Below are 22,771 nucleotides of genomic sequence, written 5' to 3' on the forward strand. Positions count from 1 at the left end.
TGAGTTGGTTTGTCGGATTACGCCTTCGGCTAATCCGACAATCCCCCGGAAACATCACCCCCTCAACAGGTGATTCAACGCACTCCGCAACTTCAACGGCTTGACCGGCTTGTTCATCAACACGTACCCCAATTCACGTATATGCTGTTTCAACTCATTGGTGTAATTGGCGGTAATCATCACCACCGGCACTGGGCAATGGCGGCGGCCGTTGATGTTGGCCACTATGTCCACGCCGTTCTCGTCGTTGTCCAGGTGATAGTCCGCCAGAATCAGGTCCACCGGGCTATGGGCCGGATCAAGCTGGCGCTCCAGATCTTCCAGGGAAACGGCGGAAACCACCTGGCAATCCCAGCCCTCCAGCAGTGTCTGCATGCCCTGGCAGATGGCGTGGTCGTTATCAATCACCCATATCATGGCACCACCGAGACCGTTGTCGGTTGAGACCAGCCGGTTTTCATCCTGTATTCGCCTCCTGGGCTGCAACCGTCCGACAGGTACTTTAACGCTGAACACTGAGCCCTTTCCCTCCACGGACTGCACGGTCACCTGGTGCCCGAGAATCCGCGAAATCTTGTCCACGATTGCCAGGCCCAGACCCAGGCCCTTGTCGGGTTGTGAGCCGGCCGGGCGGATGCGTTTGAACTCCTGGAAAATCTCGCTCAGCTTGTCCTGGGGAATGCCCGGGCCGGTATCCCACACCTGCAGCAGCACGTGATCCCCCTGCCGACGGCACCCCAGCAGGATTCGCCCTTTGCCGGTGTAACGGATGGCATTGGTCAGAAAGTTGCGGAGGATACGCGCCAACAACTGGGAGTCTGATTCCACCACCGCGGATGACGGCACGAAGTCCAGGGTCAGCCCCTCCGTCATGGCCATCTGACGGAACTCGCGGGCGATGTTGTTGAGCAGGTCCCGCAGGTCAAAGGCCATGATGTCCGGTTTGATAACGCCTGCGTCCAGCTTGGAGATGTCCACCAGAGTGCCCAGCAGGTTTTCCACGTCATCCAGAGAGGTGCTGACTGACCGCACCAGGCCTTCCGCCTTGGGGCCGAAGGAGTGTTCAAGCAAGGCGCTGGTAAAAAGACGGGCGGCATTCAGGGGTTGCAAGAGATCATGGCTGACCGCTGCCAGGAACTTGGTCTTGGACAGATTGGCGCGCTCGGCATCCATCTTGGCGTCCCGCAGCCGGGCCTCGACAGCAGCGCGCTCATCGATTTCCTGCCGCAACTGGTCGTTGAGCCCGGTCAGGGCAGCAGTGCGCTCCTTGACCCGCCGCTCCAGGTCGTCATAGGCCTGCTCAAGAGCAAGGGCCGTTTTGCGACGGTCGGTGATATCCCGGATCAGTACAAAGAAACCGGTAACCTGTCCCTCTGCGTTTACGTCCGGCACATAGGCCCGGAGCATATAGCGGGTCTCTCCGGTATCGTTGGTTTCCTCGAATTCAAAGTTGACGCTGCTACCTTTCAAAACTTCCTGAATATGGGGCAGAAGGCGCCGGTAAAGCTCCGGCTGGTGAATATCGTACAGATGCCTGCCCAACGGGGAGTCACCATTGCGGCCGTACCAGTCTTCGTAGACCTTGTTGCAGAACTGCACGGTCATATCTGCGCCAACATAGGCGATCAATGCCGGCACATGGTCGGTGATCACGCGTATCCAGCGCTCGCTTTCCTCAAGCGCTTGAATACGGCGGGCCATCTCGCTGTTCTTGACGTCGGTGATGTCCGAGTACAGCACCACCAGACCCCCTTCACGGGTCGGTCTTTCCGTCATCTGGACCCAGCGGCCATTGGACAAAAGAAACACCACCCCTTCCGAGGTGGCATTGGCATGCTCTTCCACAATCAGCCCGGAGCCGATCGCACGCTTCTTCACTTCGGCGATGGAAGTGCCGGATGGTGGAACTTCAAGGCCGGAGTATTTCCAATAGCTGCGAAAGCGGCTGTTGCACTGGATAAGCCGATGCTGCTGATCGAAAAGTACAAAACCGTCGGCGATGCTCTCCACGGCATCCACCAGGCGCTGACGGGTGGTTTCAGCCTCTTCACGGGCGCGATTCAGGGCCTTGTTGCTGCCCTTGAGATCGTCCATGGTCTGATTGAGCGCTTCGGTACGCTCACGCACCTGCTCGGCCAGCACCACCGAATGTTCGAACAGCGCATAGGGCTCCGGTTTATGGGCCGAGCCGGATTCCACCCGGACGATCAGGGCGTCGCGGATTTTCCGGAGGCGTTCGTTCTCCGCCTCAAGCTCTGCAATACGCTGCTCCCTGCGGCTTTCAGGGGCGGCGTCAGTTGTCTCCGTAACCGACATCAGGCTGACCAATCACCACCCCCGTAAATGTCTGATTAATATGCATGCCATCGAACTGTTCACCGTAGGTGTTGAAGCCGATAACCTTGTGATGCCGCAGGAACTCGGACACCTCATCCACCACACCGGTCAATTCCGCCTCCAGGCGGCGGAGAAAACAGTCACAGCCTATGGTGACCAGCGGCGGGCCGACCACCCGCTCGGAAGCTTCAATCTGGGTGCGAACGCTGTCCAGCAGGGATCCCGGCTCCATGGCCGTCATCACAATGCCGGTTTCCACAGCACAGTAGAAAGTCAGGCTCCCGTCCGCATTGACCCGCTGCACAGAACGCACGAAATAGTGGCCCCCAATCCGGACCCCCATGGGCCGCAGGGCAAAGACCTTGCGGTCGAGTTCTTCCACTGTCACGCCAACGGCGCGGGCATAGGCTTCTGCTGCCGGCTCGGCATTCAGTTCGTATACGGTGCGGCTTTTGGCATCAGCACGGGTGACCACAAGCTTCTCGCTTCGGGCCTCCATGTGGTGTGTGGAAAAAACCCGGAAATCCAGCGGGGTATTGACCAGCATCACCGTCGCCGCCCCGGTGTGGAAGCGGCCGTCAAAAAATACATGGGTATTGGCCAGGCGCTCATCATCACCGGCGGAGCCACCGAACTGGGGGATAGTACCCAGAGCGGCGTTCAGGGTGGCAAGCACCAGTTCTTCCCGGCTCGACAGACCATCCAGCAGGGTGATGGCAAATGTGTTGCCCCTGATCGGTGCCAGGCGTGCATCGCGGCAGGTAGACAGCAGGCCGTCGATCACACCCTGGGCGTCCTGCAGCGAAAAGCTGTCCAGTTCGCTGACCAGTGCGTAGTCGATGGAAAAATAGCGGCTATCGAAGCCGATGGCAGTGATGCAGCCCCGGCCATAACCCTCCGGAGTAATTTCACCGGCAGAGGTGCAGCCACTGACCCGAATACCTGAAAACACCTGCTCCAATGCAATCCCCAGGCGCGCAAGATCGTATTCAGCAGAGCAGAAAAACAGTACACAACCGAGATTATCGTGGCTGAGCTGGCTGGCAAGGTTGCCGGCGGCCAGCATCGGATCGCGTGCGTTGGAACTGGCTACCCTGACCGCAGGCAGGGTGGTGGCTGGCTTCATGAATGCGCGCTCCGCAACCGGGTGTCTTTGTACCGATTTTACGGCTTCTGCAAACGCAGCCAATGCGACTTCAGTGCTTTTAATGGGCGCGCCAAAATGATCGTAAGCCATTGATTAAAATGCCTCCTGAATCAATGCCTGCCAGCGCTGCCGGTTTGCAGGGACGCAAACCGGCACTTTAGTCTTAGGAAAGACCCCGAACGCCCCGAATCCATGCCGGCGTTTGATGCCTTCCCTCAGCAAACACCCTCATCAAAATACGGTCAGAAGGTGATGACCGCACCCAGCGCCAGGGTGTCGAACTCTGCGGCATCGGCGCCGGTGGACTTTGTGGTCTGCTCGAACATGTTGTATTCCGCGACCAGCTTGAAGTTGCTGTTTACGTTGTGGAACGCAGCAACGGAGGTATTCTCGGTCTCGAAATTGCCCTGGTCGGAATCCGTTTCGCCATAGGAAACCACGAACCGGTTGGCGCCAAGGGTGTAGGAACCCTGTACCAGATAACCATCGGCATCCTCTTCCGAAGCAAGGGCCGCATCGGAGATCAGCACAGGCACATCACCCTCGGAGGTAAAGCCGGAGGCTGCCAGTGAAAAACCCGCCACTGATGCTTTAAGACCATAGCCCAAGCCCTGGCTGTCCACTTCCGTGGTTGAATTTTCAGAGCTCTGGTGACGACCATTCACCCAACCGGTCAACGCCACGCCATTGAGATCGGCTGCGTAAGCAACCTCTGCCTCAAAACGGGGCGCTGACTGCTCGGATTCGGCACCAGGTGTGGTATTGGCAGGTTCAAAAATACCAACAGCCACATTCAGGCCACCCATATCCGGAGTCCGGTAGGTAATCTGGGCTGACGGATTCGGATACGGATAGCCGGTGCGGATATTACCGAAAGAAACGCCGGTTGCCGCACCCGGGGAGCCGAAGCCCATGAGGATTTCGTCAAGGAATATGTTGGAACGGGCATACAGACCAAAGTCCTTACCAATCAGCACCTGGCCAAAAGACCCATCCACGGTAGCGTAAAACTGACGCACATCGATGGCAGTATCAGTGGGCGACTGCAGGCTGTCATTGATGGTGGTCCAGAATGAGGATCGCCCACCCAGGGTCAGGTCGCCCATCTCTTTGCTGAAATTGAAACCGATAGTGTTGGGCAGGAAACCCATCTTGACGTCTGAATTGCGGACATCGTTCAGCTTGTCGTCACGGTTCACATAAAATGCGTTAAAGTAGCCGTCTACGGAAAAACGGGTGCCGGCCTCACTGTACAGTTCAATGGCTGCATCAGCCCCCGCACTTGCCCCCATGGCAGCCGCCATCGCAAGAGCAAGCCCTGACTTTCTGAAATTGTTATTGTTCATAACTCCCCCGGTTTTTTTATTGAATCTGGGTGTTGAGCAACGGGTGACTACCCGTGTCTCAGGCGCACTCTCTCGCCTGAATTCGATGATCGGCGAAGCAGAGGAAGTGCAAAATGCGCCAAGGGAGCAGGTTTTCTGATCTTTTAGGAGGCGTTGGAAACAGGACTTTGGGATTAATACCAGTCAGGAAGGAAAGCGATCGAGCTCTTGCAGGCAATCGTCCAGGAAGCTCTCAGGATCAGCCATCACGGCTTCATCAGCGACAATGCCGAACTGGACCTGGCCGGCATAACTGACAATGCTGACGCCAAGCCCGATATCGCCCGCCTGGGGCACCCAGAACATCTGCTCCAGGATACGGCAACCGGCCAGATATCGTTCATCCTGAGTGCCGGGCACGTTCGAAACCACCACACTGGCTTTGCCATAAAACAGATCCGCCACCGGCTGTCGCCAGATCTCCGGAATCAGCGAGGCACTGCCGGCAAGCGCCCAGGAAAGTCCCGGTTGCCAGCTCTTCTTGAGTTTGCGGGTTTCATGCTTGATACGGAATAGCCGTTCCAGCGCGCTTTCGCCGTCCACCGGCAATGGTACGAACACGGTTCCGAAATAGTTACCCAGTGTGCCAGGCTCCGGCTTGATATCCTCCGGAAGACGACTGCGAATATCCACGGGCACAGCGGCATGGAGCACCGCCTCATCGATATCGGCATTGTCAGCCACCAGCCGCTTGCGGATGGCCGAGGCCACGCAACTGAGAAGCACGTCGTTGATGGTGACACCGGTGACCGCGGCAATGCGGCGGAAACGATCCAGTGCCACCGGGGGTGACCATCGGCACTGGCGTCGGCCCAGCAGTGGACGCTTGAGGCATGAATCGGTGTCTTCAGGCTCCATCATGAACTGGCTGAATTCATTCACCAGCTTCAGGCTTTTCCGGGTTGCCCGTTCCAGGGCATTGCGACGGGATGAGCCACCGTTGCCCGGAATGTCGCCGCCCTCTGCCACGTCAGCGCGTGGCAGCCCGCTGGCAGTCAGTTCCCGCAGCCAGGCATTGGCGGCCCGCGACCAGCAGCCGCAGTCCGCCTCCTCCCGCGCACCATAGAGCACAGGCGCCTGCTGCGGTGAAGGCGGGCACAGGCGTTCAAACATGCCCAGAAGAGAGACCCCGTCGGCGTAGCAGTGATGCATTCGCAACAGCAGCACGGCGCCACCCCGGGCATCGGGAAGCAGCCAGAATTTCCAGAGCGGACGGTAAGCGGGCAGGGGCTGGTTCAGCCGGGCAGACACCCAGTCCTGCAGTGCCTGCTGGTCAAACTCGCCGCGAACCACTTCAAGGTGGTGATGAAGCGAGAATACCGGGTCCTCTTCCCACCACCAGCCCGGCGTACGCCGCACGGGCAGGAAACGAAAACGCTCCCAGGCCAGCCAGTAGATACGCAGAAATTCCAGCAAGCGGGCGCCCGTCAGTCCTTCCACCCTCAGCATGACCGTGATGGTCATGGGGTTTTGCGGGCGCTCCAGGGCCAGCCAGGCTGAATCCGCAGGCAACAGCAGATGCGCTTCCTTTTGACTCAAATCTGTCTGTCCCCGGGTCAATGCAGCAAGAATTGAATAAATGACCACGCATTGTGCCAGACAAGCACTGATGGCTCCATATAAGGTCCCCGCGTCACGCACTTACAAAAAGTTACACGGAGGTAACCTTTCCGCTCTATACTGGTAATAACGATTGATGAAATGGTTATCAGGCAACCGGAGGCGTAAACCCTGGTAACCAGTGCCAAGAGATGCAGCGGCATAAGGCGGTACCACTGAACGACCTGCACCGATAAAAACCAATAAAAGGCAGATACCGGGTGCTGGAGGAGAACAGCCATGAAAGCGAGCCATGTACGCAAACTGATAAAACCGATTGAAAGCGCCTACTCCGAAATGTTCTCGGGGCGGGTCTACCGTGTCGGTACCGGTGCCGTCTCCGTTCGCAACCACAGCGGCAAGGCGGAGCAGACCGTTATCGGCGTCCACGGTTTTCTGGAGAACCACTGCTACTTCACCCAGGCCTACGAGGCACCTACTACCGAGCTGATTCTGCTCACCTGCAGCAACTATCACATCCCGGTCAATGGCGTTACACCCGAGTCGCCGGAGTGGGAAGCGCCCATCAAACACCTGGACGGCACTATTGAGTATGACGCCTGCATTCTCAATCAGGCGCTGGCCAACCTGCCAGGTACTGACAATATCCGGGTGCACGGCCATTCCCGCGGTGGAGCGGTTATTCTGGAGGCCATCAATCAGCGGCCGGAGCTGTTTGAACACGTGGAAGTCGTACTGGAAGCACCGGTGCTCCCTGAGGGACGGCTGTCTGCCCTGGTGACCGCGATACTGGAGCCGGTGAGTCATGGCATGTGGCCCTGGCTGATCCGCCTGATCAACAGTGCTCCGTCCTCTGCATACGGCCAGACCTTTTTCGGCAAGATGAATCCACGCAAGAGGCAGCTGCTTGGCAAATTGTTCTCCGCTACCAGGGACCACCTGACCATCGTCCGTAACATAGAGGACCTGCTGGCCTGGATGGAGCGAACAGACGCCAGTGTCTATGACAAGGTACGTTACGGTACTTTCCTGATCCCCGCAGTGGATCGCATCCTCGATCGCCACGCCATGCTGGCCAGTGCGCGCCAGAGCCCCACCACAATGCGCATTGTCGAAACCGGGGCGCCCAGTCACTTCATCACTCTCGACAGCAAGGAATGGGTACCCGGCTTTGAAACCCTGCCAGCAGCCGCCCAGGGCTGAGTTTGCTGCACAAAGGCTTCAGCTCCGTTAGACTGGCGTATTTCTATCGCAGGTTTAGTTGGAGCCCCCCATGTATCGTGAGCGCCTCGTCGCTACCAGCGCCCATTCCGACAGCGCCCGCCGCTTGCAGCAACTGTTGCTGGACTACCATGATTTCCGCCAGCACAAGGCCGCCCATCCCCTGCTGGAACACACCTTCCTGATTGCGGACTGGCAGGCGGAACGGCTGAAAGCCACCCATGCGGACCTGTACCGGCACCCCGGATACCATACCGGCCTGGAATTCCTGCTTACGGATCTGTATGCCCCGGCGGGCATGACCCACCGCGATGACAACATCGACCGGGTCTTTCCGAAGATGGTGAAGTGGTTGCCGGACAACCTTCTGGACACGTTTGCCGGGCTGGTGGAACTGAACCTGATCACCCAGCAACTGGACCTGGAACTGGCCGAACTCTGCCATAATCAGGGGTTCGCTCCTGAATCCCTGACCAGGGAAGACTACTGCCGGGTTTTCCGCAACAGCCAGCGCATGGAGCACCGTGAGCGACAGATCACCCTGGTAGCAGAGGTGGGGCAACAGCTGGACCGCTACGTTCGCAACCGCACCTTCGGCTGGCTACTGGCCATGGGCCGTGCGCCGGCGGAAATGGCCAACCTCAGCGACCTGCACAGCTTTCTGCACCGGGGCTATTCCGCTTTCCGCAAGATGGATGACGTCGAGCTGCTGATCGACCGCCTGGTTACACGGGAGAGGAAGGTGATGGACAACATACTGAAGGGCCACCCGGAGCCGTTTGATCTGCCGGATGACCTTTAAACGGCATAAGCCGCTTCAGGCTTTCAGAATCTGATCCAGCTGGGAATGGATTTCCTGCTCAATGCGGGATTTGAACGGCCGTAGCATCATCCCCAGTTCCAGATGGATATGGAGATCGCTGCCGGTGAGATTAAGGTGTCCCTTCACCCCGCTGCGCTTGAATTTCAGATGGTCTCCTTCCCACTGGTAATTCACATCGAACTGTTTTGACAGGTCACGGGCCAGGGTTTCCGCCGCCTGGCGGGCATGATCTTTATCAAGGGAATGGGCACGATGGACATCAATGACGGACATGGATCGGGTTTCTCCGGAAATTAAAGTACGTTTTACAGTGTAAGGCGGCATTAAACTTGTAGCCACCCCCGCAGGCGTTAGAATACGGGGTTCAGATTCTGACAGGACCCAGCCATGAGCGAACAGCAACCATCTGCCAACCAGCCCAAGCCAGAGGCACCAAAAGACGACGTCACCCATTTTGGCTTCCGCAATGTGCCCAAAAGCCAGAAAGCGGGCCAGGTAGCGGAAGTGTTCCACTCGGTGGCGGGCAAGTACGACCTGATGAATGACCTCATGTCCATGGGAATCCACCGCCTCTGGAAACGCTTCACTATTGAGCTTTCGGGTGTGCGCAAAGGCCATCAGGTGCTCGACATTGCCGGTGGCACAGGCGACCTGACCATGAAGTTTTCCGACCTTGTCGGGCCCACTGGCAAGGTCGTTCTCGCCGATATCAACGCCTCCATGCTGCAGGTTGGCCGTAGCCGGTTAATGGACCGCGGTTACGCTGGCAACATTGAATACGTCCAGGCCGACGCCGAACACCTGCCGTTCCCGGACAACAGTTTCAACGCCGTCAGCATTGCCTTCGGCCTGCGTAATGTGACCGACAAGGACCAGGCTTTGCGGGATATGACACGGGTGCTGAAACCCGGTGGCAAGGTGATGGTGCTGGAGTTTTCCAAACCCAGGAATCCATTGCTCAGCAAAGCCTACGATGTCTATTCCTTCAACGCCCTGCCGCTGATGGGCCAGTTGATCGCAGGCGACTCCAACAGCTATAAGTACCTGGCCGAATCCATCCGCATGCATCCGGACCAAGACACCCTGAAGAGCATGATGGAAGAGGCCGGCCTGGTGAACTGCAAGTACCACAACATGACCGGCGGCGTGGTCGCCCTGCATGTGGGAATAAAGCCCTGATGTTTCCCGGCCCTACCCTGCTGTCTGCCGTCACAGCCATCGTCGAAAGCGCCCTCAACCGCGCTCTGGAGTTGGACCCGGCCGGAAAGCAGGCACTGATGGCTGCCTTGACCGGTCCGGTGCAGTTTTCAATACTGCCGGTCAACCTTACGCTGGTACTGCAGCAGGCAGGGGGCCGGGTACAGGTTGCCAGCCAGGCCGCAGAATCACCGGCACTGATGCTGACTGGCAGGCCCATGGCCTTTGCCGCCCTGGCTACCGGCGATGACCGGGTGTTCACTGAAGGGCGAATCCAGGTTACCGGTGACACCGCTCTGGCGCACCAGTTCCAGCGCGCCATCGACCAGCTCGATCCGGACTGGGAAGCGGCCATGGCCGCCTATACCGGCGATGTGCCGGCCCACTTCATCGGCCAGCGTGTTCGCGGCGCCCTGGCCTGGAGCCGGCAGGCCTTCAGGTCCCTGAACGCCAATATCGAAGAATACATCCACGAGGAAAGCCAGAGCCTGCCCGGCCGCCGGGAGCTTGAGGCCACCTTCACGGATATCGATCGGCTGAACCTGCAGACCGAACGCCTGGAAGCCAGGATCGAACGGCTGGAAAAAACCAATCAACAAGACCCGCCGGAGACGCCGTGACGCGCCTGCAACGCCTGTTCCGCATTGCCTGGGTATTCTGCCGTTACCGGCTGGATATCTTTCTGCCGTTGGCGGAACTGCCACTCCCGTTGAAACTGTTTTTCCTGCTGGCACCCTGGCACCTGTTTCCGCAACCGAAGCTTGACCGGGGTGACCGCTTGCGACTGGCCTTCGAGGAACTGGGACCGGTGTTCGTCAAGTTCGGTCAGATCCTCTCCACCCGCCGCGACCTGCTACCGGACGACATGGCCTTCTCGCTCAAAAACCTGCAGGACAAGGTCCCTCCATTCCCCGGTGAGGTCGCCCAGGGCATCGTCGAAAAATCCCTCGGCGCACCGGTGGCAGACCTGTTTGCGGAGTTTTCCCGCGAGCCCATGGCTTCCGCCTCGGTAGCTCAGGTTCATGCCGCCACTCTGCGGGATGGGCGAGAAGTGGTTGTCAAGGTCATACGCCCCGGCATCGAACGGGTCATCCGCCAGGACCTGGCACTGCTGTACATGATGGCCGGTCTGCTGGAACGGTACTGGTCGGAAGGCCGGCGCCTGCACCCGGTGGAAGTGGTGGCGGATTATGACTCCACCATCCACGACGAACTGGACCAGCAACGGGAAGCCGCCAATGCCAGTCAGCTGCGCCGCAATTTCGAGAATTCATCGCTGATTTACATCCCGTCCATTGACTGGGACTACACCCGCAAGTCGGTGCTGGTGATGGAGCGCATCTACGGCATCCCCATTGCTGATGTTACCGCGCTACGGGAAGCCGGTGTGAACCTGAAGGTACTGGCGGAAAAAGGCGTCGAGATCTTCTTCACCCAGGTCTTCCGGGACAGCTTTTTCCATGCCGACATGCATCCCGGCAATATTTTTGTGGATGTCAGCAACCCGGCGGATCCCAGATACATCGCCGTTGATTTCGGCATCGTTGGCACCCTGGCCCCGGACGACCAGAGCTACCTGGCCCGCAACCTGCTGGCGTTTTTCCGCCGCGACTACCGCCAGGTGGCGGAGCTGCATATCCAGTCCGGCTGGGTCCCCCCGGATACCAAGGTCAATGAATTCGAGGCCGCCATTCGCACTGTCTGCGAGCCGATTTTTGAAAAGCCGCTGAAGGACATTTCCTTTGGTCATTTCCTGCTAAGGCTGTTCCAGACTGCCCGGCGCTTCAACATGGAGGTGCAGCCACAACTGGTGCTACTACAGAAAACCCTGCTGAATGTTGAAGGGCTGGGGCGCCAGCTCTATCCGGACCTGGACCTGTGGAGCACCGCGCAGCCATTTCTGGAAACCTGGATGCGTAAACGTATCGGGCCTTCCGGCCTGATCAAGTCCCTGCAGTCCCACCTGCCGGCATGGATCGAACAATCTCCGGAAATGCCCCAACTGGTCCACGACGCCCTGGTGCAACTTCGCAATTCGGGCTCCAACGACCAGTCCAGCCGCGCTACACTGGAACTCATTCGCGAGAACCGTGCCCGTGCGGACCGGCGCTGGCGCCGCGGACTGGCCGCAGCGGCACTGGCTGGAGTGGCCTGGCTCAGTATCGACCATGACCTGGTGACCATCGCACAGACCATGCCGGCCCATGGCTGGGTGTTGTTGGCCGCAGCTACCTGGCTGATCGCTGGCAGCGGACGAAAAAACTGATGGAAGTCATATAAATGCAAGATCCGAAAGCTAGAGTCGGAAGAACCGACTGGTTAGAAGAAATACGCTGGAACGCGGACGGACTGGTGCCCGCTATTGCCCAGGATGCCACCACCGGGGACATCCTGATGATGGCATGGATGAACGCAGAGTCCCTCAGGCTGACCGCCAGGGAGGGGCAGGCGGTTTACTGGTCCCGGTCACGGGGGAAGCTGTGGCGCAAAGGGGAAACCTCTGGCCACCAGCAGGTGGTTTCCGAAATCAGACTGGATTGTGATGAAGATGTGATTCTTCTCAAGGTCGAGCAGAAAGGTGGTATTGCGTGCCATACTGGCCGTCGCAGCTGCTTTTATCGCAAACTGGAAAACGGCGAATGGACAAGCGTGGACCCGGTGCTCCGGGAACCGGACGAAATATACGGCAACAGGCAGGAAGGTAATAGCAATGAGTGACGTTCTGGAACAACTGGCCCGGGTGCTGGAAGCCCGCAAGGAAGCCGACCCGGAAACCTCCTACGTTGCCAGCCTGCATCAGAAGGGGCTCAACAGGATCCTGGAGAAAGTCGGGGAAGAGTGCACCGAAACATTGCTGGCCGCCAAGGACGCGGAACAGTCCGGCGAAACCCGGGACGTGGTCTACGAAACCGCGGACCTCTGGTTTCACAGCATGGTCATGCTGTCGCGCCTGGGCCTGGGCCCAGGGGATGTGCTCGACGAACTGGCCAGTCGCTTTGACCTGTCAGGGCTCGAAGAGAAGGCCTCCCGGGGCAAATAACCGGACATACCTCTGAAGAGGATTTCCGGATGCACCCCGAAGTGGCGTACAATCAACCGTAACAGAAACATAGAAACGAGGGTCCCGGCATGGGCATCAGTATCTGGCAACTCCTAATCGTACTCGGCATTGTTATTCTTCTGTTCGGAACCAAAAAGCTCCGCAACATTGGTAGCGATCTGGGCGGCGCCATTCGTGGTTTCAAGAAATCCATGAGCGATGAAGACAACAAAAAGGACGAAGACCAGGACGCTATCGAAGAAGAAGAGAATGCGGACGCCAAGCCCTATCAGGCCAGCGCCGAAGAAAAGCCACGGGACAAGTCCCACAGCTGAGACGGGCTGAATGTTTGATATTGGCTTTGTCGAGCTGCTGATCTGCGGCGTCATCGCGTTACTGGTTCTCGGCCCCGAGCGTCTGCCCACGGCAGCGCGCGCGGCAGGGCGCTGGATTGGCGGTGCCCGGCGTATGGTCAGCCAGTTCTCCTCGGAACTCGACCGCCAACTGAAGGCGGAAGAGTTGCGGGAGGAGCTGCGTAAAGCCGGCGATGTCGGCCTGGACGATGTCCAGAAGTCAGTTCGCGGCGCCCTGGATGAAGCCAAAAAGTACGAACACATGATTCTTTCTGAGGAGGAGAAACCAGCGCACCGGCCTGCTCCTGCCAGCCGGCGTGTTGACGAGCAGACAGAACCGGAGATCAAGCAGGACGAAGACTCCCGGAAACAACAAGACAGCCCCCCGGATAACCGTTCATGACCACCCAGCCTGACGGCAAAAACACCCAAGGCCCCGACGAAACGCAACCGGAAATGCCACTGGTCGAGCATTTGCTGGAATTGCGCAACCGCCTGTTGAAAATGGTACTGGCAGTGATCATCTGCTTTGCCGCTATCTACCCGTTTGCCAACGAACTCTACCTGCTGATATCCCAGCCCCTGCGGGACCTGCTTCCGGTCGGTCAGACCATGATCGCAACGGACATCACCTCGCCGTTCTTCGCACCGTTGAAGCTCGCCCTGGTACTGGCGGTTTTCGTGGCAATTCCGGTGATTCTCTATCAGCTCTGGAGCTTCATCGCGCCGGGCCTGTATGCCCATGAGAAGAAACTGGCGTTTCCACTGCTGTTCACTTCTGTGGTCCTGTTCTACCTGGGCGCGGCGTTTGCCTACTTCGTCGTGTTCCCGCTCGTATTCGGCTTCTTCACTGCCATTGGCCCGGAAGGCATTGTGGAACTGCCGGATATCACCAGTTACCTGAATTTTGTGCTGAAAATGTTCTTCGCCTTCGGCATTGCCTTCGAGATACCCATCGCCACCATCCTGCTGATTCTCACCGGCGCCACCACCCCCGAGGATCTTGCAGCGAAGCGGCCGTATATTGTGGTGGGCTGCTTCGTGATAGGTATGCTGCTGACACCGCCGGACATTATTTCCCAGACCCTGCTGGCGCTGCCCATGTGGCTGCTGTTTGAACTGGGCATTCTGTTTGGCCGGCTTGCCAGACGCGAAGTGAAAGACGCGGATGCCACAGAAGCCTCTGGCGAATGAACCTGGCGTTACTGTTCGCGGAAGACTTTGTCTGTGCTGAGCGGGCAGTGCTTACCGGCCGGCGGCTGACGCATCTGCGCTCTGTTCTCAAAGTCGCCGAAGGGGACCTGGTACCGGTAGGCCTGGCGGACGGCGATATCGGCACCGGCAGAGTTCTGCAGTTCACCGATACCGAGGCCGTCTTGCAGGTGGAACTTACTGACCCTCCGCCGGCACCGCTTCCTCTTACGCTGGTTCTGGCGATGCCACGGCCAAAAATGTTCCGCCGGGTGCTGCAGACCTGCGCGACCCTGGGCGTCAAGGACATCTGGCTGATTAACAGTTACAAGGTGGAAAAGAGCTTCTGGCAGACGCCCTGGCTGTCGGAGGAAAACCTGCGGGAGAACCTGGTGCTTGGCCTGGAACAGGCCCGGGACACCATTGTTCCGCGGATACACATCCGCAAGCTGTTCAAGCCGTTTGTGGAAGATGAGTTGCCGGCGCTGCTGAAAAACACCCGCGCGCTGGTCGCACATCCCGGCACCAGTTCAACCTGCCCGACCCATATCAACGGGCCAGCCACTCTGTGCGTGGGGCCGGAAGGCGGATTTATTCCCTACGAGGTGGATAAACTGGTCGAGGCCGGCTGCGAAGCCGTGCATCTTGGCAGCCGGATCCTGAGAGTGGAAACGGCGGTACCGGTGCTGGTCAGTCGCCTGTTCGATGCTGGCGCCTAGTCCAGCCCCATGGCTTGCGCGGCAATGCGATTCTTGATCGGGCCGAGCTGGTTCAGCCAGCGCATGCCGGTGTTGCGCAACCAGCGCACGCCCAGCTCATCACGGCCAAACAGCTGCTTGAAGCCCTCCATGGCCGCCATCATCGCCAGGTTTTCACCCTTGCGGCGACGCTGGTAGCGGGCCAGCACCAGTTCATTGTCAGGTGAGATGCCCGCCTTCGTGGCCTGTGAGAGTTCATCCAGCAGGGCGCGGACATCACCATAGCCCAGGTTTGCGCCCTGCCCGGCCAGCGGGTGGATGGTATGGGCCGCGTCGCCCACCAGGGCGAATCCGCTGGCGATGTAATCCTTGGCATGGCGCTGGCGCAGCGGGAACGCATAGCGGTGCGAAACCTCTTCTACAGCCCCCAGCTCCCGTTCAATTGCGCTTTCAAGTTCCGCTTTGAAGGCACTGTTATCGAGCGCCATCAGGCGGCGGGCTTCTGCGGTATCCTGGGACCAGACAATCGAGCAGAAATGCTCGTCGCCGGATTCTGTCAGCAGTGGCAGGAACGCCAGCGGCCCGGTAGGCGAAAATCGCTGCCAGGCGGTAAAGCGGTGGCTATGGGCGGTTCGCACGGTGCAGACGATCGCCTGCTGGTCATAATCCCATTCACGGGTTGGCAATCCCACCCACTGGCGCAAGCGGGAGTTGGCGCCGTCGGCGGCTACCACAAGACCGGCACTCAGCGTGCGGCCATCCTCAAGCCGGATCCCTCGCATAGTTCCGTCCTGCCACCAGCCGCTAACCCTGACGCCGTCAATCAATTCAACGCTGCTATCAGCGAGGGTAGAAAACAGCGCCCTCACAATACCGCGGTTCTCGATGATCGTTCCCAGCGCCGGCGCCCGCAGCTCTGCTGCCTCGAACTCAATGCGGCCGGTACCGTCGCCGTCCCAGACCGTCATTGTCTGGTAGGGGCAGTGGCGACCAGCGGCGATCTCATCCCACACGCCCAGTTGTTCCAGCAGACGCTGACTGGCGACAGAAATGGCACTGACACGGGGGTCAAAGTCTTCAACAGCGGACGCTTCTCCCGGCGCACGTAGTAAAGCACTGCAGTCACTGCCCTCAACCAGGCCGACGTTCCAGCCCTGTCGTGACAGCCCCAGTGCCAGAGCGGATCCTGTCATTCCGCCGCCCACCACAAGAACGTCGAAGTACGTCTGTTTACTCATCGCTGCTGCGTTCCGTTGCAGTGGTTCCGGGAGTGCGGATTTCGGCGCGGCGACCGCCGAGGCCCATGGCCTGGCGGGCAAACCAGCGTTTGGCCCCCGGTAACAGATCCAGCCCCATCAGGCCGGCATCACGTGCGCCGGTCACCAGAGGCAGATTGGTGCCAAAGAGCTGAATAAGGGAATCGGAAAACCGTACTGTTTGCTGCCAGTCCTGGCGGTGGCGGTTCTGATAGGCTTTCAGTACCGACAGACTGCCCAATGGTTGCTGCTGGCCGGTTGCCAGGCGGAGCTGCTCTACCAGGACCATCAGCCCACGCAGTGCCAGGTTGAACCCCTGCCCGGCGACCGGGTGCAGCGCATGAGCCGCATTGCCCACCAGTACAACCCCGGGCCGCACAGACTCATCCACGGTTTTCAGGGTCAGAGGGTAATGGCTGCATTCGCCGATGCGGGCAAACCGCCCCAGGCGCCAGCCAAATCGCTGTTGCAGGCGCTGGCATTTGTCGTCGTCACTGAGGGCCAGAAGCTCATCGAGGGCTTCGCTATCGAGTGTCCATACCAGGGCCGCCGTGTTCCCCGCCCGGGTAGGTGAGCCATGGGGTAGCAACGCCATCGGGCCGGCGTCGGTAAAGCGTTCGTAAGCAGTGTAGTTGTGGCTCTGGCTCGTGGAAACGTTGGCGATCAGCGCATGCTGGTTATAGGCCTGCTCATTGACCCGGAATCCGAGTTTTTCCCGCAGGCCGGAGCGGCCGCCATCGGCCACCACTAGGCATTGCGCGGTCAGTTGCCGCTCGCCATCATCGGCACCAAGAGTCACTCGTACACCGTCCGCAATGGGCTGCATGTCCGTCACTTCCGCTGGCGCCTGCCAGACCACATTGGTCTGCAACAGTTCCCGCATCAGGCACAAACCCATCCAGCGGTTGTCTGCGACATAGCCCAGGGCTTCCTGCTGGTGGTCTGCTGCGTTCAGCCGCGTGGCGCCGAAGTGACCCCGATCCGATACGTGGATATGACGGATCGGTGTGGCGTGTTCAGCAAGGCGCTGCCATAGCCCCAGCTCTTCAAATATCAGCCGCGAACCCCACGCCAGCGCTGTTGAACGGGCGTCATAACTGGGCTGATAACTGTCCGGCAGTGCGTCCGGGGACAGCGGAAATGTTTCCACCACCGTCACTCGCAATTGTGGCAGGCTTCTCGACAGCGCCAGGGCCAGAGTGGCCCCCGCCAACCCGCCGCCGGCGATAATGATATCAGTATCGTGCTGTTTCACAGTCAGTCGGCCATCAGCGCTTCAATCGCGGGGATGGTTTTGGGGACGGCATCGGTCAGTACCCGGCAGCCTTCCTTCGTCACCACCACATCGTCTTCAATACGGATCCCTATGCCGCGCCATCGCTCATCCACGTCAGTGTTATCCGGCGCCACGTACAACCCCGGTTCAACCGTAAGTGCCATACCCGGCTCAAGCTCGCGCCAGGCGTCGCCCACCTTGTAGTCGCCCACATCATGCACATCCATACCCAGCCAATGGCCGGTGCGATGCATGAAAAAGGGCTTGAACGCCTGCTCCTCAATGGCCTGCTCCAAGGTGGTGTCTTTCAGCAGACCAAGCTCAATCAGCCCCCGGGTAAGCACTTTCAGCGCGGCCTGGTGGGGGTGGTCCCAGTGATTGCCCGGACGGACTTCTGCTATGGCCGCGTACTGTGCTGCCAGTACAACCTCATACAAAGCCCGCTGTTCATCGCTGAACTTTCCACTGACGGGAAAGGTACGGGTGATATCAGAGGCATAGCATTCCAGTTCACAGCCCGCATCGATCAGCACCAGATCACCTTCCTTCAGCGGTGCGCTGTTCTCGATGTAATGCAGGATGCAGGCGTTCTGGCCGCCACCGACGATGGAAGGATAGGCCGTGGAGCGGGCACCGTTTTCCATGAAGGCGTGGATCAGCTCCGCCTCCAGGTGGTACTCGTAGCCGCCCCTGCGGGCACGCTTCATGGCCCGTTTGTGGGCCTCGCAGCTGATTTCGCCGGCCCTCGCCATGACCTTGATTTCAGCTGCACTCTTGTAAAGACGCAGGTCATGGAGCAGGTGCTCCAGGGCAATGAATTCGCCGGGGGGATGGGCACCGGAACGAACCTTACTGCGAATGACCTTGACCCAGTCCATCACCTTGGTGTCAAAGCTCTGATCCCTGCCCAGCGGGTAATACACTCGACTGCGGCCTTCGATCATGCCGGGCAGGATGTCATCAATGTCGGAAATCGGAAAGGCATCGTCCAGGCCGAATGTCTCAATGGCACCCTCGGGACCCGCCAGGAAACCATCCCATAGCTCTTTTTCCGGATTGCGCTCCTTACAGAACAGCACTGACTCGCCATGCTCGCGGCCGGGAATCAGCGCCAGGACCGCTTCCGGTTCATCGAAACCGGTCAGGTAATGGAAGTCGCTGTCCTGGCGAAACGGGTGCAGCACGTCCCGGTTCCGTACCCGCTCAGGCGCAGCCGGCAGGATGGCAATGCTGTCTGGCGCCATCCGCTCCATCAGCCGGCGCCGGCGGTCGTTGAATTCCCTGACGGGTATCAGTGAAGCCATGATCTCTCCCACGGTAGATAACGTTCTCTAGTGCAGCGTTGGTGTTTTTGGTGACGGCTTTTCCGGCGGATTGAACTCGGTAAACACCGCAAGCGCACCCAGTCGCACGTATTCGACAATCTCCATCAATTGCTGCTCGCTCTCATCGTCCGGTTCGTCATCATCGGCAACCTGGCTGATCGCCACCAGGTCTTCAATCAGCTCGCGAATCTCGTCCGGCGCTTGCCCCAGTGACTCGCCTGCCGACAGCGCCATGCCCTCAAGAAATCCCCGCACCCAGGACGTCAGGGCTTCCAGGCGCTGCTCGATGGCGTAGTCGTCATCCGGCAACAAAGGCTGAAAGCTCATGTCGGTGGCCTTGAGAAGTTCCAGCGTCTGGCTGTAGGCCGAGACCATGAACTGCCGCAGATCATCCGATTCCTCGGTTGCTGTCGGGGGCAGGCCCATGTGCTCGCAGACCATGGCCAGCCAGTCTTCCTCGTCTATACGGGCGCCGGCCGCAAGTCGCCCACAAAGAACCCCGTGAAGTTCGGACGGATGGCTGAAAGCCTTATGGGCAGTGAACATGTTTGCCCAGCGCTCGAAAGCTACGGCGCGGCTATTGGAGGTGTCAGTTTCGGACATGAAACGGGACGGTCCTGTAATTAATGAATGAAGGCTCTATCCTAGCATTCAGCCAGTATTAAGGCACTTGCCTCTTGATTCCGCCGAAGGAAAGGGTAAATTATGTTATAACATATCATTATTTACCGGAGTGCCTTCCTGCCATGACAATTCAGACGCCCATTAAACGGAAACCAACAGCGGGCCGCCTGCAGCCATTTTTTGCAATCGGCTACCTGTTCGCAGCCTTCAGCCTTCCTGCGCTTAGCCATGCCGCTGACAATCCCGGCGCCCACGAACATGGCCACGCCAGGCTGCAGATAGCCGTGGAGAACAACAGCATTGACCTGATATTCACTTCTCCCGCCTACAACCTGGCGGGCTTCGAACACGAAGCCCGAAGCGATGAGGAAAAAAATCGGCTGGCAGAGATCAGCCAGTGGCTGGACACCACCCCATTGGTGAATACTGAAGCTGCCGATTGCCGTATAACCGGCGCCACTGTTGAACTTGGCGGGCAGAGCGGGAAAGAAGATCATGATCATCACGACCATGGTGGAGACCATGAGGAGTCCACCCACCGCGAGTACGATGTGTCACAACAACTGGAGTGTGATGATACCGGCGCAAGAATGACGCTCACATCCGCCCTGATGGAGAAATTCGGCAACCTGGAAGAACTTGCCGTTGAATGGGTGAGCCCATCCGGTCAGGGCAGCGCCCGGCTGGCGCGGACCAACCGGGCATTCACTGTCAGCAAGTGATCAGTAGACGCCCTCTTCCTCGTAGGGCGTGACGTTTTCCGCCACGATGGAATAGGAGGATGAAGCGATATCGTTCTCGGTTTTCTCGATCGTCAGGGTGCCTTCAATCCAGACCGGATCGTAAAGCGCTTCGAGGGTAAAGCCCTCTTTGTACTTCACATGGATGATCTGGTTGGGTGGAGGCGGTGGCACATGAATGCAGGCGCCATAGTAAGGCACCAGGAAAAACTCGAGAATGCGCATATCCCTGGTGGTTTTGAGAGGGACCACAAAGCCCGGAATGCGCCCGGACCGGCCATCCATCGCGTCGACGGTTCGGCCGGTCATGATCTCGTCCGGCAAGGCCGCCGGGCCATCGCCTTCGTGGGTGACTTCTGGCATATTCTCCAGCAGATTAAGATCCTCGGCAGGCATCAGTTCCAGCCAGTCGATCTCATCAGAGGCGTCTTCTGCACTGGCTGTGGTAAACAGGCTCAGCGACACGGCCAGAACCAGGGCCAGCAGGGGGAGGACGGACCGCATGTGCTGCGTTCTGGATTCCACATCATGAATCATAAAATGAATTACTCCTGCGACAATTCGGGAATCATACACCGGAAAACAGATGCCTGATATGAGCAGCCAGACAGATTCGCCAGCCGATAGTTCCGCCATTGCCCGGGAGGCTCTGCGGATCAGTCATGTGAAATTCCGCTGGGACCCGACCCAGCCTCCGCTCGTTTATCCCGAGATCACTCTGGACGCCGGCGAGCATCTGTTTCTCCGTGGGCCCAGTGGCAGCGGCAAAAGCACCCTGCTGAGTCTGCTGGGCGGCCTGATTCTCCCTGATACAGGCACACTGAGCCTGCTGGGCACTGACCTGGCTGGCCTGACCAGCGGCCAGCGGGACCGGTTCCGTGCCGATCACGTGGGCGTAATCTTCCAGCAGTTCAACCTGGTGCCCTATCTCACCACCCTGGACAACGTCATGCTGCCATGCCGGCTTTCCCGCAAACGCCGCAGGCGCGCCCTGCCTACAGCGGAGCAGGAAGCGGAGTCCCTGCTGACCGCCCTGGGCATCCCCCAGAGTCACTGGCACCGCAGGGTGACGGGGCTGAGCGTGGGGCAGCAGCAACGGGTGGCAGCAGCACGGGCACTGACCGGTGGCCCGGAACTGATTCTGGCGGACGAACCCACTTCCGCCCTCGACAGCGACAACCGTGACCGCTTTATTGAACTGCTGCTGGGGCTGGCTGCGGAGAAACACTCATCGGTGGTTTTCGTCAGCCATGACCAGAGCCTGGCGGAACGATTTGACCGCCAACTGGCCCTGCAGGTGACGCCGTGAGTATCCGGCTGGCGTTTTCACTGGCATTGGCGAGCCTGTGGTACCGGCGCAAAGTGCTGGCGCTTGTGACTCTCACGCTGACCCTGAGCATCACCCTGTTGCTGGGCGTGCAATATCTGCGCACCGAGGTGAAACAGACGTTCACCAACACCATCTCCGGCACAGACCTGATTGTGGGAGCCCGCAGTGGCCAGCTGAACCTGCTCATGTACACCGTTTTCCATATCGGTGACGCCACCAATAACATTCGCTGGAGCACCTATCAGAAACTGCAGGACGACCAGCGGATCGACTGGCTGGTGCCGATATCACTGGGCGACAGTTATCGTGGCCACCGGGTTGTGGGAACCAGCGAGCAGTTCCCGGAGCACTTCCGTTACGGCCGCGACCAGAAACCCGCGTTAGCCGAGGGTGAATGGTTCAACGAGGTGTTCGAAGTGGTACTGGGGGCGCAGGTGGCGCGGAAGCATGGCCACCAGCTGGGTGATGACATCACTCTCTCCCACGGAGGTGGCCGGACCAGTTTCTCGAATCACAGGGACACTCCGTTCACCGTCACCGGTGTTCTGGCTCCCACGGGAACACCGGTGGACCAGGCAGTTTACGTCAGCCTTGAAGGCCTGGAAGCCATCCACATCGGCTGGGAGTCCGGAGTGGCCATCCCCGGCCGCACCGTGACCCCGGAACAGGCCCTGGAGCGGGACCTGACTCCCGGTAGTATTACCGCAGCTCTGGTCGGGATCGAACGCAAGGTGCTGACGTTCCAGGTTCAGCGCGAAATCAACGGGTTCCGGGATGAGCCGCTGTCCGCGATTCTGCCAGGGGTGGCACTGAGCGAGTTGTGGCGCATCATGGGCCAGTTCGAAACCGCGCTGCTGGGTATTACCGGTTTTGTGGTAATCACCAGCCTGATCGGGCTGATTGCGGTATTGCTGACCCTGCAGCTACAGCGACGACAGGAAGTGGCCATACTCCGGGCGACCGGCGCCTCGCCCCTGCTGATTGCGGCATTACACGTGATCGAATGTGTAATACTCGCGGTAGCAGCCTGCGGGCTTGCAGTAATCACCGGAGCCGCCGGGATTGCCGCCCTCAGCCCCTGGTTACTGGAAACCTGGGGCATTCAGATCGGTTTACGCCCACTGAACCCGATGGAATGGCTGATTATTGCCAGCGTACCCCTCGCTGCGTTTCTGGTGGGGCTGATACCCGCACTTCAGGCCTGGCGTGGCAGCCGCAAACAGGGGTTGGGGCATGTGGTTCCGGAGTGAAAAGCGTCAGGCATCCGG

Annotated in this window: 24 protein-coding genes; 14 read left to right on the forward strand and 10 right to left on the reverse strand. The window is 59.2% G+C overall.

Annotation, left to right across the window (positions count from 1 at the left end):
* Positions 1 to 54 precede the first annotated feature (54 nt).
* From DIT72_RS03075 to DIT72_RS03090, 4 genes are all read right to left on the reverse strand, one after another.
* The gene (locus DIT72_RS03075) at positions 55 to 2,316 is read right to left on the reverse strand and encodes a hybrid sensor histidine kinase/response regulator (protein ID WP_135953720.1); all 2,262 of its coding nucleotides are present in this window, start codon (positions 2,314 to 2,316) and stop codon (positions 55 to 57) included.
* The gene (gene nosP, locus DIT72_RS03080) at positions 2,294 to 3,463 is read right to left on the reverse strand and encodes a nitric oxide-sensing protein NosP (protein ID WP_168355036.1); all 1,170 of its coding nucleotides are present in this window, start codon (positions 3,461 to 3,463) and stop codon (positions 2,294 to 2,296) included. Before nosP ends, DIT72_RS03075 begins: the two co-directional genes overlap by 23 nt.
* A gap of 263 nt (positions 3,464 to 3,726) precedes the next feature.
* Positions 3,727 to 4,830, reverse strand: coding sequence for a porin (locus tag DIT72_RS03085; RefSeq protein WP_135953722.1), 1,104 nt, complete (start codon positions 4,828 to 4,830; stop codon positions 3,727 to 3,729).
* A 183-nt stretch (positions 4,831 to 5,013) separates the two neighbouring features.
* Positions 5,014 to 6,408: a WS/DGAT domain-containing protein gene (locus DIT72_RS03090; RefSeq protein ID WP_135953723.1), complete on the reverse strand. Its 1,395-nt coding sequence runs from the start codon at positions 6,406 to 6,408 to the stop codon at positions 5,014 to 5,016.
* Between the two features lie 300 nt (positions 6,409 to 6,708).
* On the opposite strand from DIT72_RS03090, the gene DIT72_RS03095 reads away from it, so the two are divergent.
* Together DIT72_RS03095 and DIT72_RS03100 are read left to right on the forward strand one after the other, a co-directional pair.
* Positions 6,709 to 7,632 carry an alpha/beta hydrolase gene (locus DIT72_RS03095; RefSeq protein WP_135953724.1) on the forward strand — a complete coding sequence of 308 codons (924 nt, stop codon included), beginning with the start codon at positions 6,709 to 6,711 and terminating at the stop codon, positions 7,630 to 7,632.
* A 70-nt stretch (positions 7,633 to 7,702) separates the two neighbouring features.
* Positions 7,703 to 8,452 (forward strand): FFLEELY motif protein, encoded by a 750-nt coding sequence (locus DIT72_RS03100; protein WP_135953725.1) that lies wholly within the window; start codon positions 7,703 to 7,705, stop codon positions 8,450 to 8,452.
* Between the two features lie 15 nt (positions 8,453 to 8,467).
* On the opposite strand, the gene DIT72_RS03105 is transcribed toward DIT72_RS03100, so the two are convergent.
* Positions 8,468 to 8,746, reverse strand: coding sequence for a polyhydroxyalkanoic acid system family protein (locus DIT72_RS03105; RefSeq protein ID WP_135953726.1), 279 nt, complete (start codon positions 8,744 to 8,746; stop codon positions 8,468 to 8,470).
* A 114-nt stretch (positions 8,747 to 8,860) separates the two neighbouring features.
* Here DIT72_RS03105 and ubiE point away from each other — a divergent pair, with 114 nt between their 5' ends.
* The 9 genes from ubiE to DIT72_RS03150 all read left to right on the forward strand — a co-directional run bounded on the left by ubiE (position 8,861) and on the right by DIT72_RS03150 (position 14,973).
* A complete protein-coding gene (gene ubiE, locus DIT72_RS03110; RefSeq protein WP_135953727.1) occupies positions 8,861 to 9,652 on the forward strand; it encodes a bifunctional demethylmenaquinone methyltransferase/2-methoxy-6-polyprenyl-1,4-benzoquinol methylase UbiE in 792 nt (263 codons plus the stop codon).
* Entirely contained in the window at positions 9,652 to 10,290 is a 639-nt protein-coding gene (locus tag DIT72_RS03115; protein WP_135953728.1) for a ubiquinone biosynthesis accessory factor UbiJ, read from the forward strand. The genes ubiE and DIT72_RS03115 overlap by 1 nt, the downstream gene beginning before the upstream one ends.
* The gene (ubiB, locus tag DIT72_RS03120; protein ID WP_135953729.1) at positions 10,287 to 11,936 is read left to right on the forward strand and encodes a ubiquinone biosynthesis regulatory protein kinase UbiB; all 1,650 of its coding nucleotides are present in this window, start codon (positions 10,287 to 10,289) and stop codon (positions 11,934 to 11,936) included. Before DIT72_RS03115 ends, ubiB begins: the two co-directional genes overlap by 4 nt.
* Positions 11,937 to 11,950: 14 nt before the next feature.
* On the forward strand, positions 11,951 to 12,388 hold the full coding sequence (gene hisI / locus DIT72_RS03125; protein ID WP_135953730.1) for a phosphoribosyl-AMP cyclohydrolase: 438 nt from the start codon (positions 11,951 to 11,953) through the stop codon (positions 12,386 to 12,388).
* Positions 12,381 to 12,710, forward strand: a complete 330-nt coding sequence (locus DIT72_RS03130) for a phosphoribosyl-ATP diphosphatase (RefSeq protein ID WP_135953731.1) — start codon at positions 12,381 to 12,383, stop codon at positions 12,708 to 12,710. The genes hisI and DIT72_RS03130 overlap by 8 nt, the downstream gene beginning before the upstream one ends.
* An 89-nt stretch (positions 12,711 to 12,799) precedes the next feature.
* Positions 12,800 to 13,045, forward strand: coding sequence for a Sec-independent protein translocase subunit TatA (gene tatA, locus DIT72_RS03135; protein ID WP_135953732.1), 246 nt, complete (start codon positions 12,800 to 12,802; stop codon positions 13,043 to 13,045).
* 10 nt (positions 13,046 to 13,055) lie between these two features.
* A complete protein-coding gene (gene tatB, locus DIT72_RS03140) occupies positions 13,056 to 13,466 on the forward strand; it encodes a Sec-independent protein translocase protein TatB (protein ID WP_135953733.1) in 411 nt (136 codons plus the stop codon).
* Positions 13,463 to 14,257: a twin-arginine translocase subunit TatC gene (tatC, locus tag DIT72_RS03145; protein ID WP_135953734.1), complete on the forward strand. Its 795-nt coding sequence runs from the start codon at positions 13,463 to 13,465 to the stop codon at positions 14,255 to 14,257. Before tatB ends, tatC begins: the two co-directional genes overlap by 4 nt.
* Positions 14,254 to 14,973, forward strand: coding sequence for a 16S rRNA (uracil(1498)-N(3))-methyltransferase (locus tag DIT72_RS03150; RefSeq protein WP_135953735.1), 720 nt, complete (start codon positions 14,254 to 14,256; stop codon positions 14,971 to 14,973). The genes tatC and DIT72_RS03150 overlap by 4 nt, the downstream gene beginning before the upstream one ends.
* Here DIT72_RS03150 and DIT72_RS03155 read toward each other — a convergent pair.
* The 4 genes from DIT72_RS03155 to DIT72_RS03170 are packed head-to-tail and all read right to left on the reverse strand — an operon-like array spanning position 14,970 to position 19,412.
* Positions 14,970 to 16,190 carry an FAD-dependent monooxygenase gene (locus tag DIT72_RS03155; protein WP_135953736.1) on the reverse strand — a complete coding sequence of 407 codons (1,221 nt, stop codon included), beginning with the start codon at positions 16,188 to 16,190 and terminating at the stop codon, positions 14,970 to 14,972. The two genes, DIT72_RS03150 and DIT72_RS03155, sit on opposite strands and share 4 nt — an antisense overlap.
* Entirely contained in the window at positions 16,183 to 17,463 is a 1,281-nt protein-coding gene (gene ubiH, locus DIT72_RS03160; protein WP_135953737.1) for a 2-octaprenyl-6-methoxyphenyl hydroxylase, read from the reverse strand. Before ubiH ends, DIT72_RS03155 begins: the two co-directional genes overlap by 8 nt.
* 2 nt (positions 17,464 to 17,465) lie before the next feature.
* A complete protein-coding gene (gene pepP, locus DIT72_RS03165; RefSeq protein WP_135953738.1) occupies positions 17,466 to 18,788 on the reverse strand; it encodes a Xaa-Pro aminopeptidase in 1,323 nt (440 codons plus the stop codon).
* Between the two features lie 27 nt (positions 18,789 to 18,815).
* Complete coding sequence (locus DIT72_RS03170) at positions 18,816 to 19,412, reverse strand: UPF0149 family protein (protein ID WP_135953739.1); 597 nt, start codon at positions 19,410 to 19,412, stop codon at positions 18,816 to 18,818.
* Positions 19,413 to 19,555: 143 nt separating this feature from the next.
* Here DIT72_RS03170 and DIT72_RS03175 point away from each other — a divergent pair, with 143 nt between their 5' ends.
* Positions 19,556 to 20,155, forward strand: coding sequence for a ZrgA family zinc uptake protein (locus DIT72_RS03175; protein WP_135953740.1), 600 nt, complete (start codon positions 19,556 to 19,558; stop codon positions 20,153 to 20,155).
* Here DIT72_RS03175 and DIT72_RS03180 read toward each other — a convergent pair whose 3' ends face one another.
* On the reverse strand, positions 20,156 to 20,677 hold the full coding sequence (locus DIT72_RS03180) for a DUF3299 domain-containing protein (protein WP_135954714.1): 522 nt from the start codon (positions 20,675 to 20,677) through the stop codon (positions 20,156 to 20,158).
* Positions 20,678 to 20,768: 91 nt separating this feature from the next.
* Here DIT72_RS03180 and DIT72_RS03185 point away from each other — a divergent pair, with 91 nt between their 5' ends.
* A complete protein-coding gene (locus DIT72_RS03185; protein ID WP_168355037.1) occupies positions 20,769 to 21,482 on the forward strand; it encodes an ABC transporter ATP-binding protein in 714 nt (237 codons plus the stop codon).
* Positions 21,479 to 22,753: an ABC transporter permease gene (locus DIT72_RS03190; RefSeq protein WP_135953742.1), complete on the forward strand. Its 1,275-nt coding sequence runs from the start codon at positions 21,479 to 21,481 to the stop codon at positions 22,751 to 22,753. Before DIT72_RS03185 ends, DIT72_RS03190 begins: the two co-directional genes overlap by 4 nt.
* Positions 22,754 to 22,771 lie beyond the last annotated feature (18 nt).

This window comes from Marinobacter orientalis (genome assembly GCF_004792665.1).
In the GTDB taxonomy this organism is placed as follows: Bacteria; Pseudomonadota; Gammaproteobacteria; order Pseudomonadales; family Oleiphilaceae; genus Marinobacter; species Marinobacter orientalis.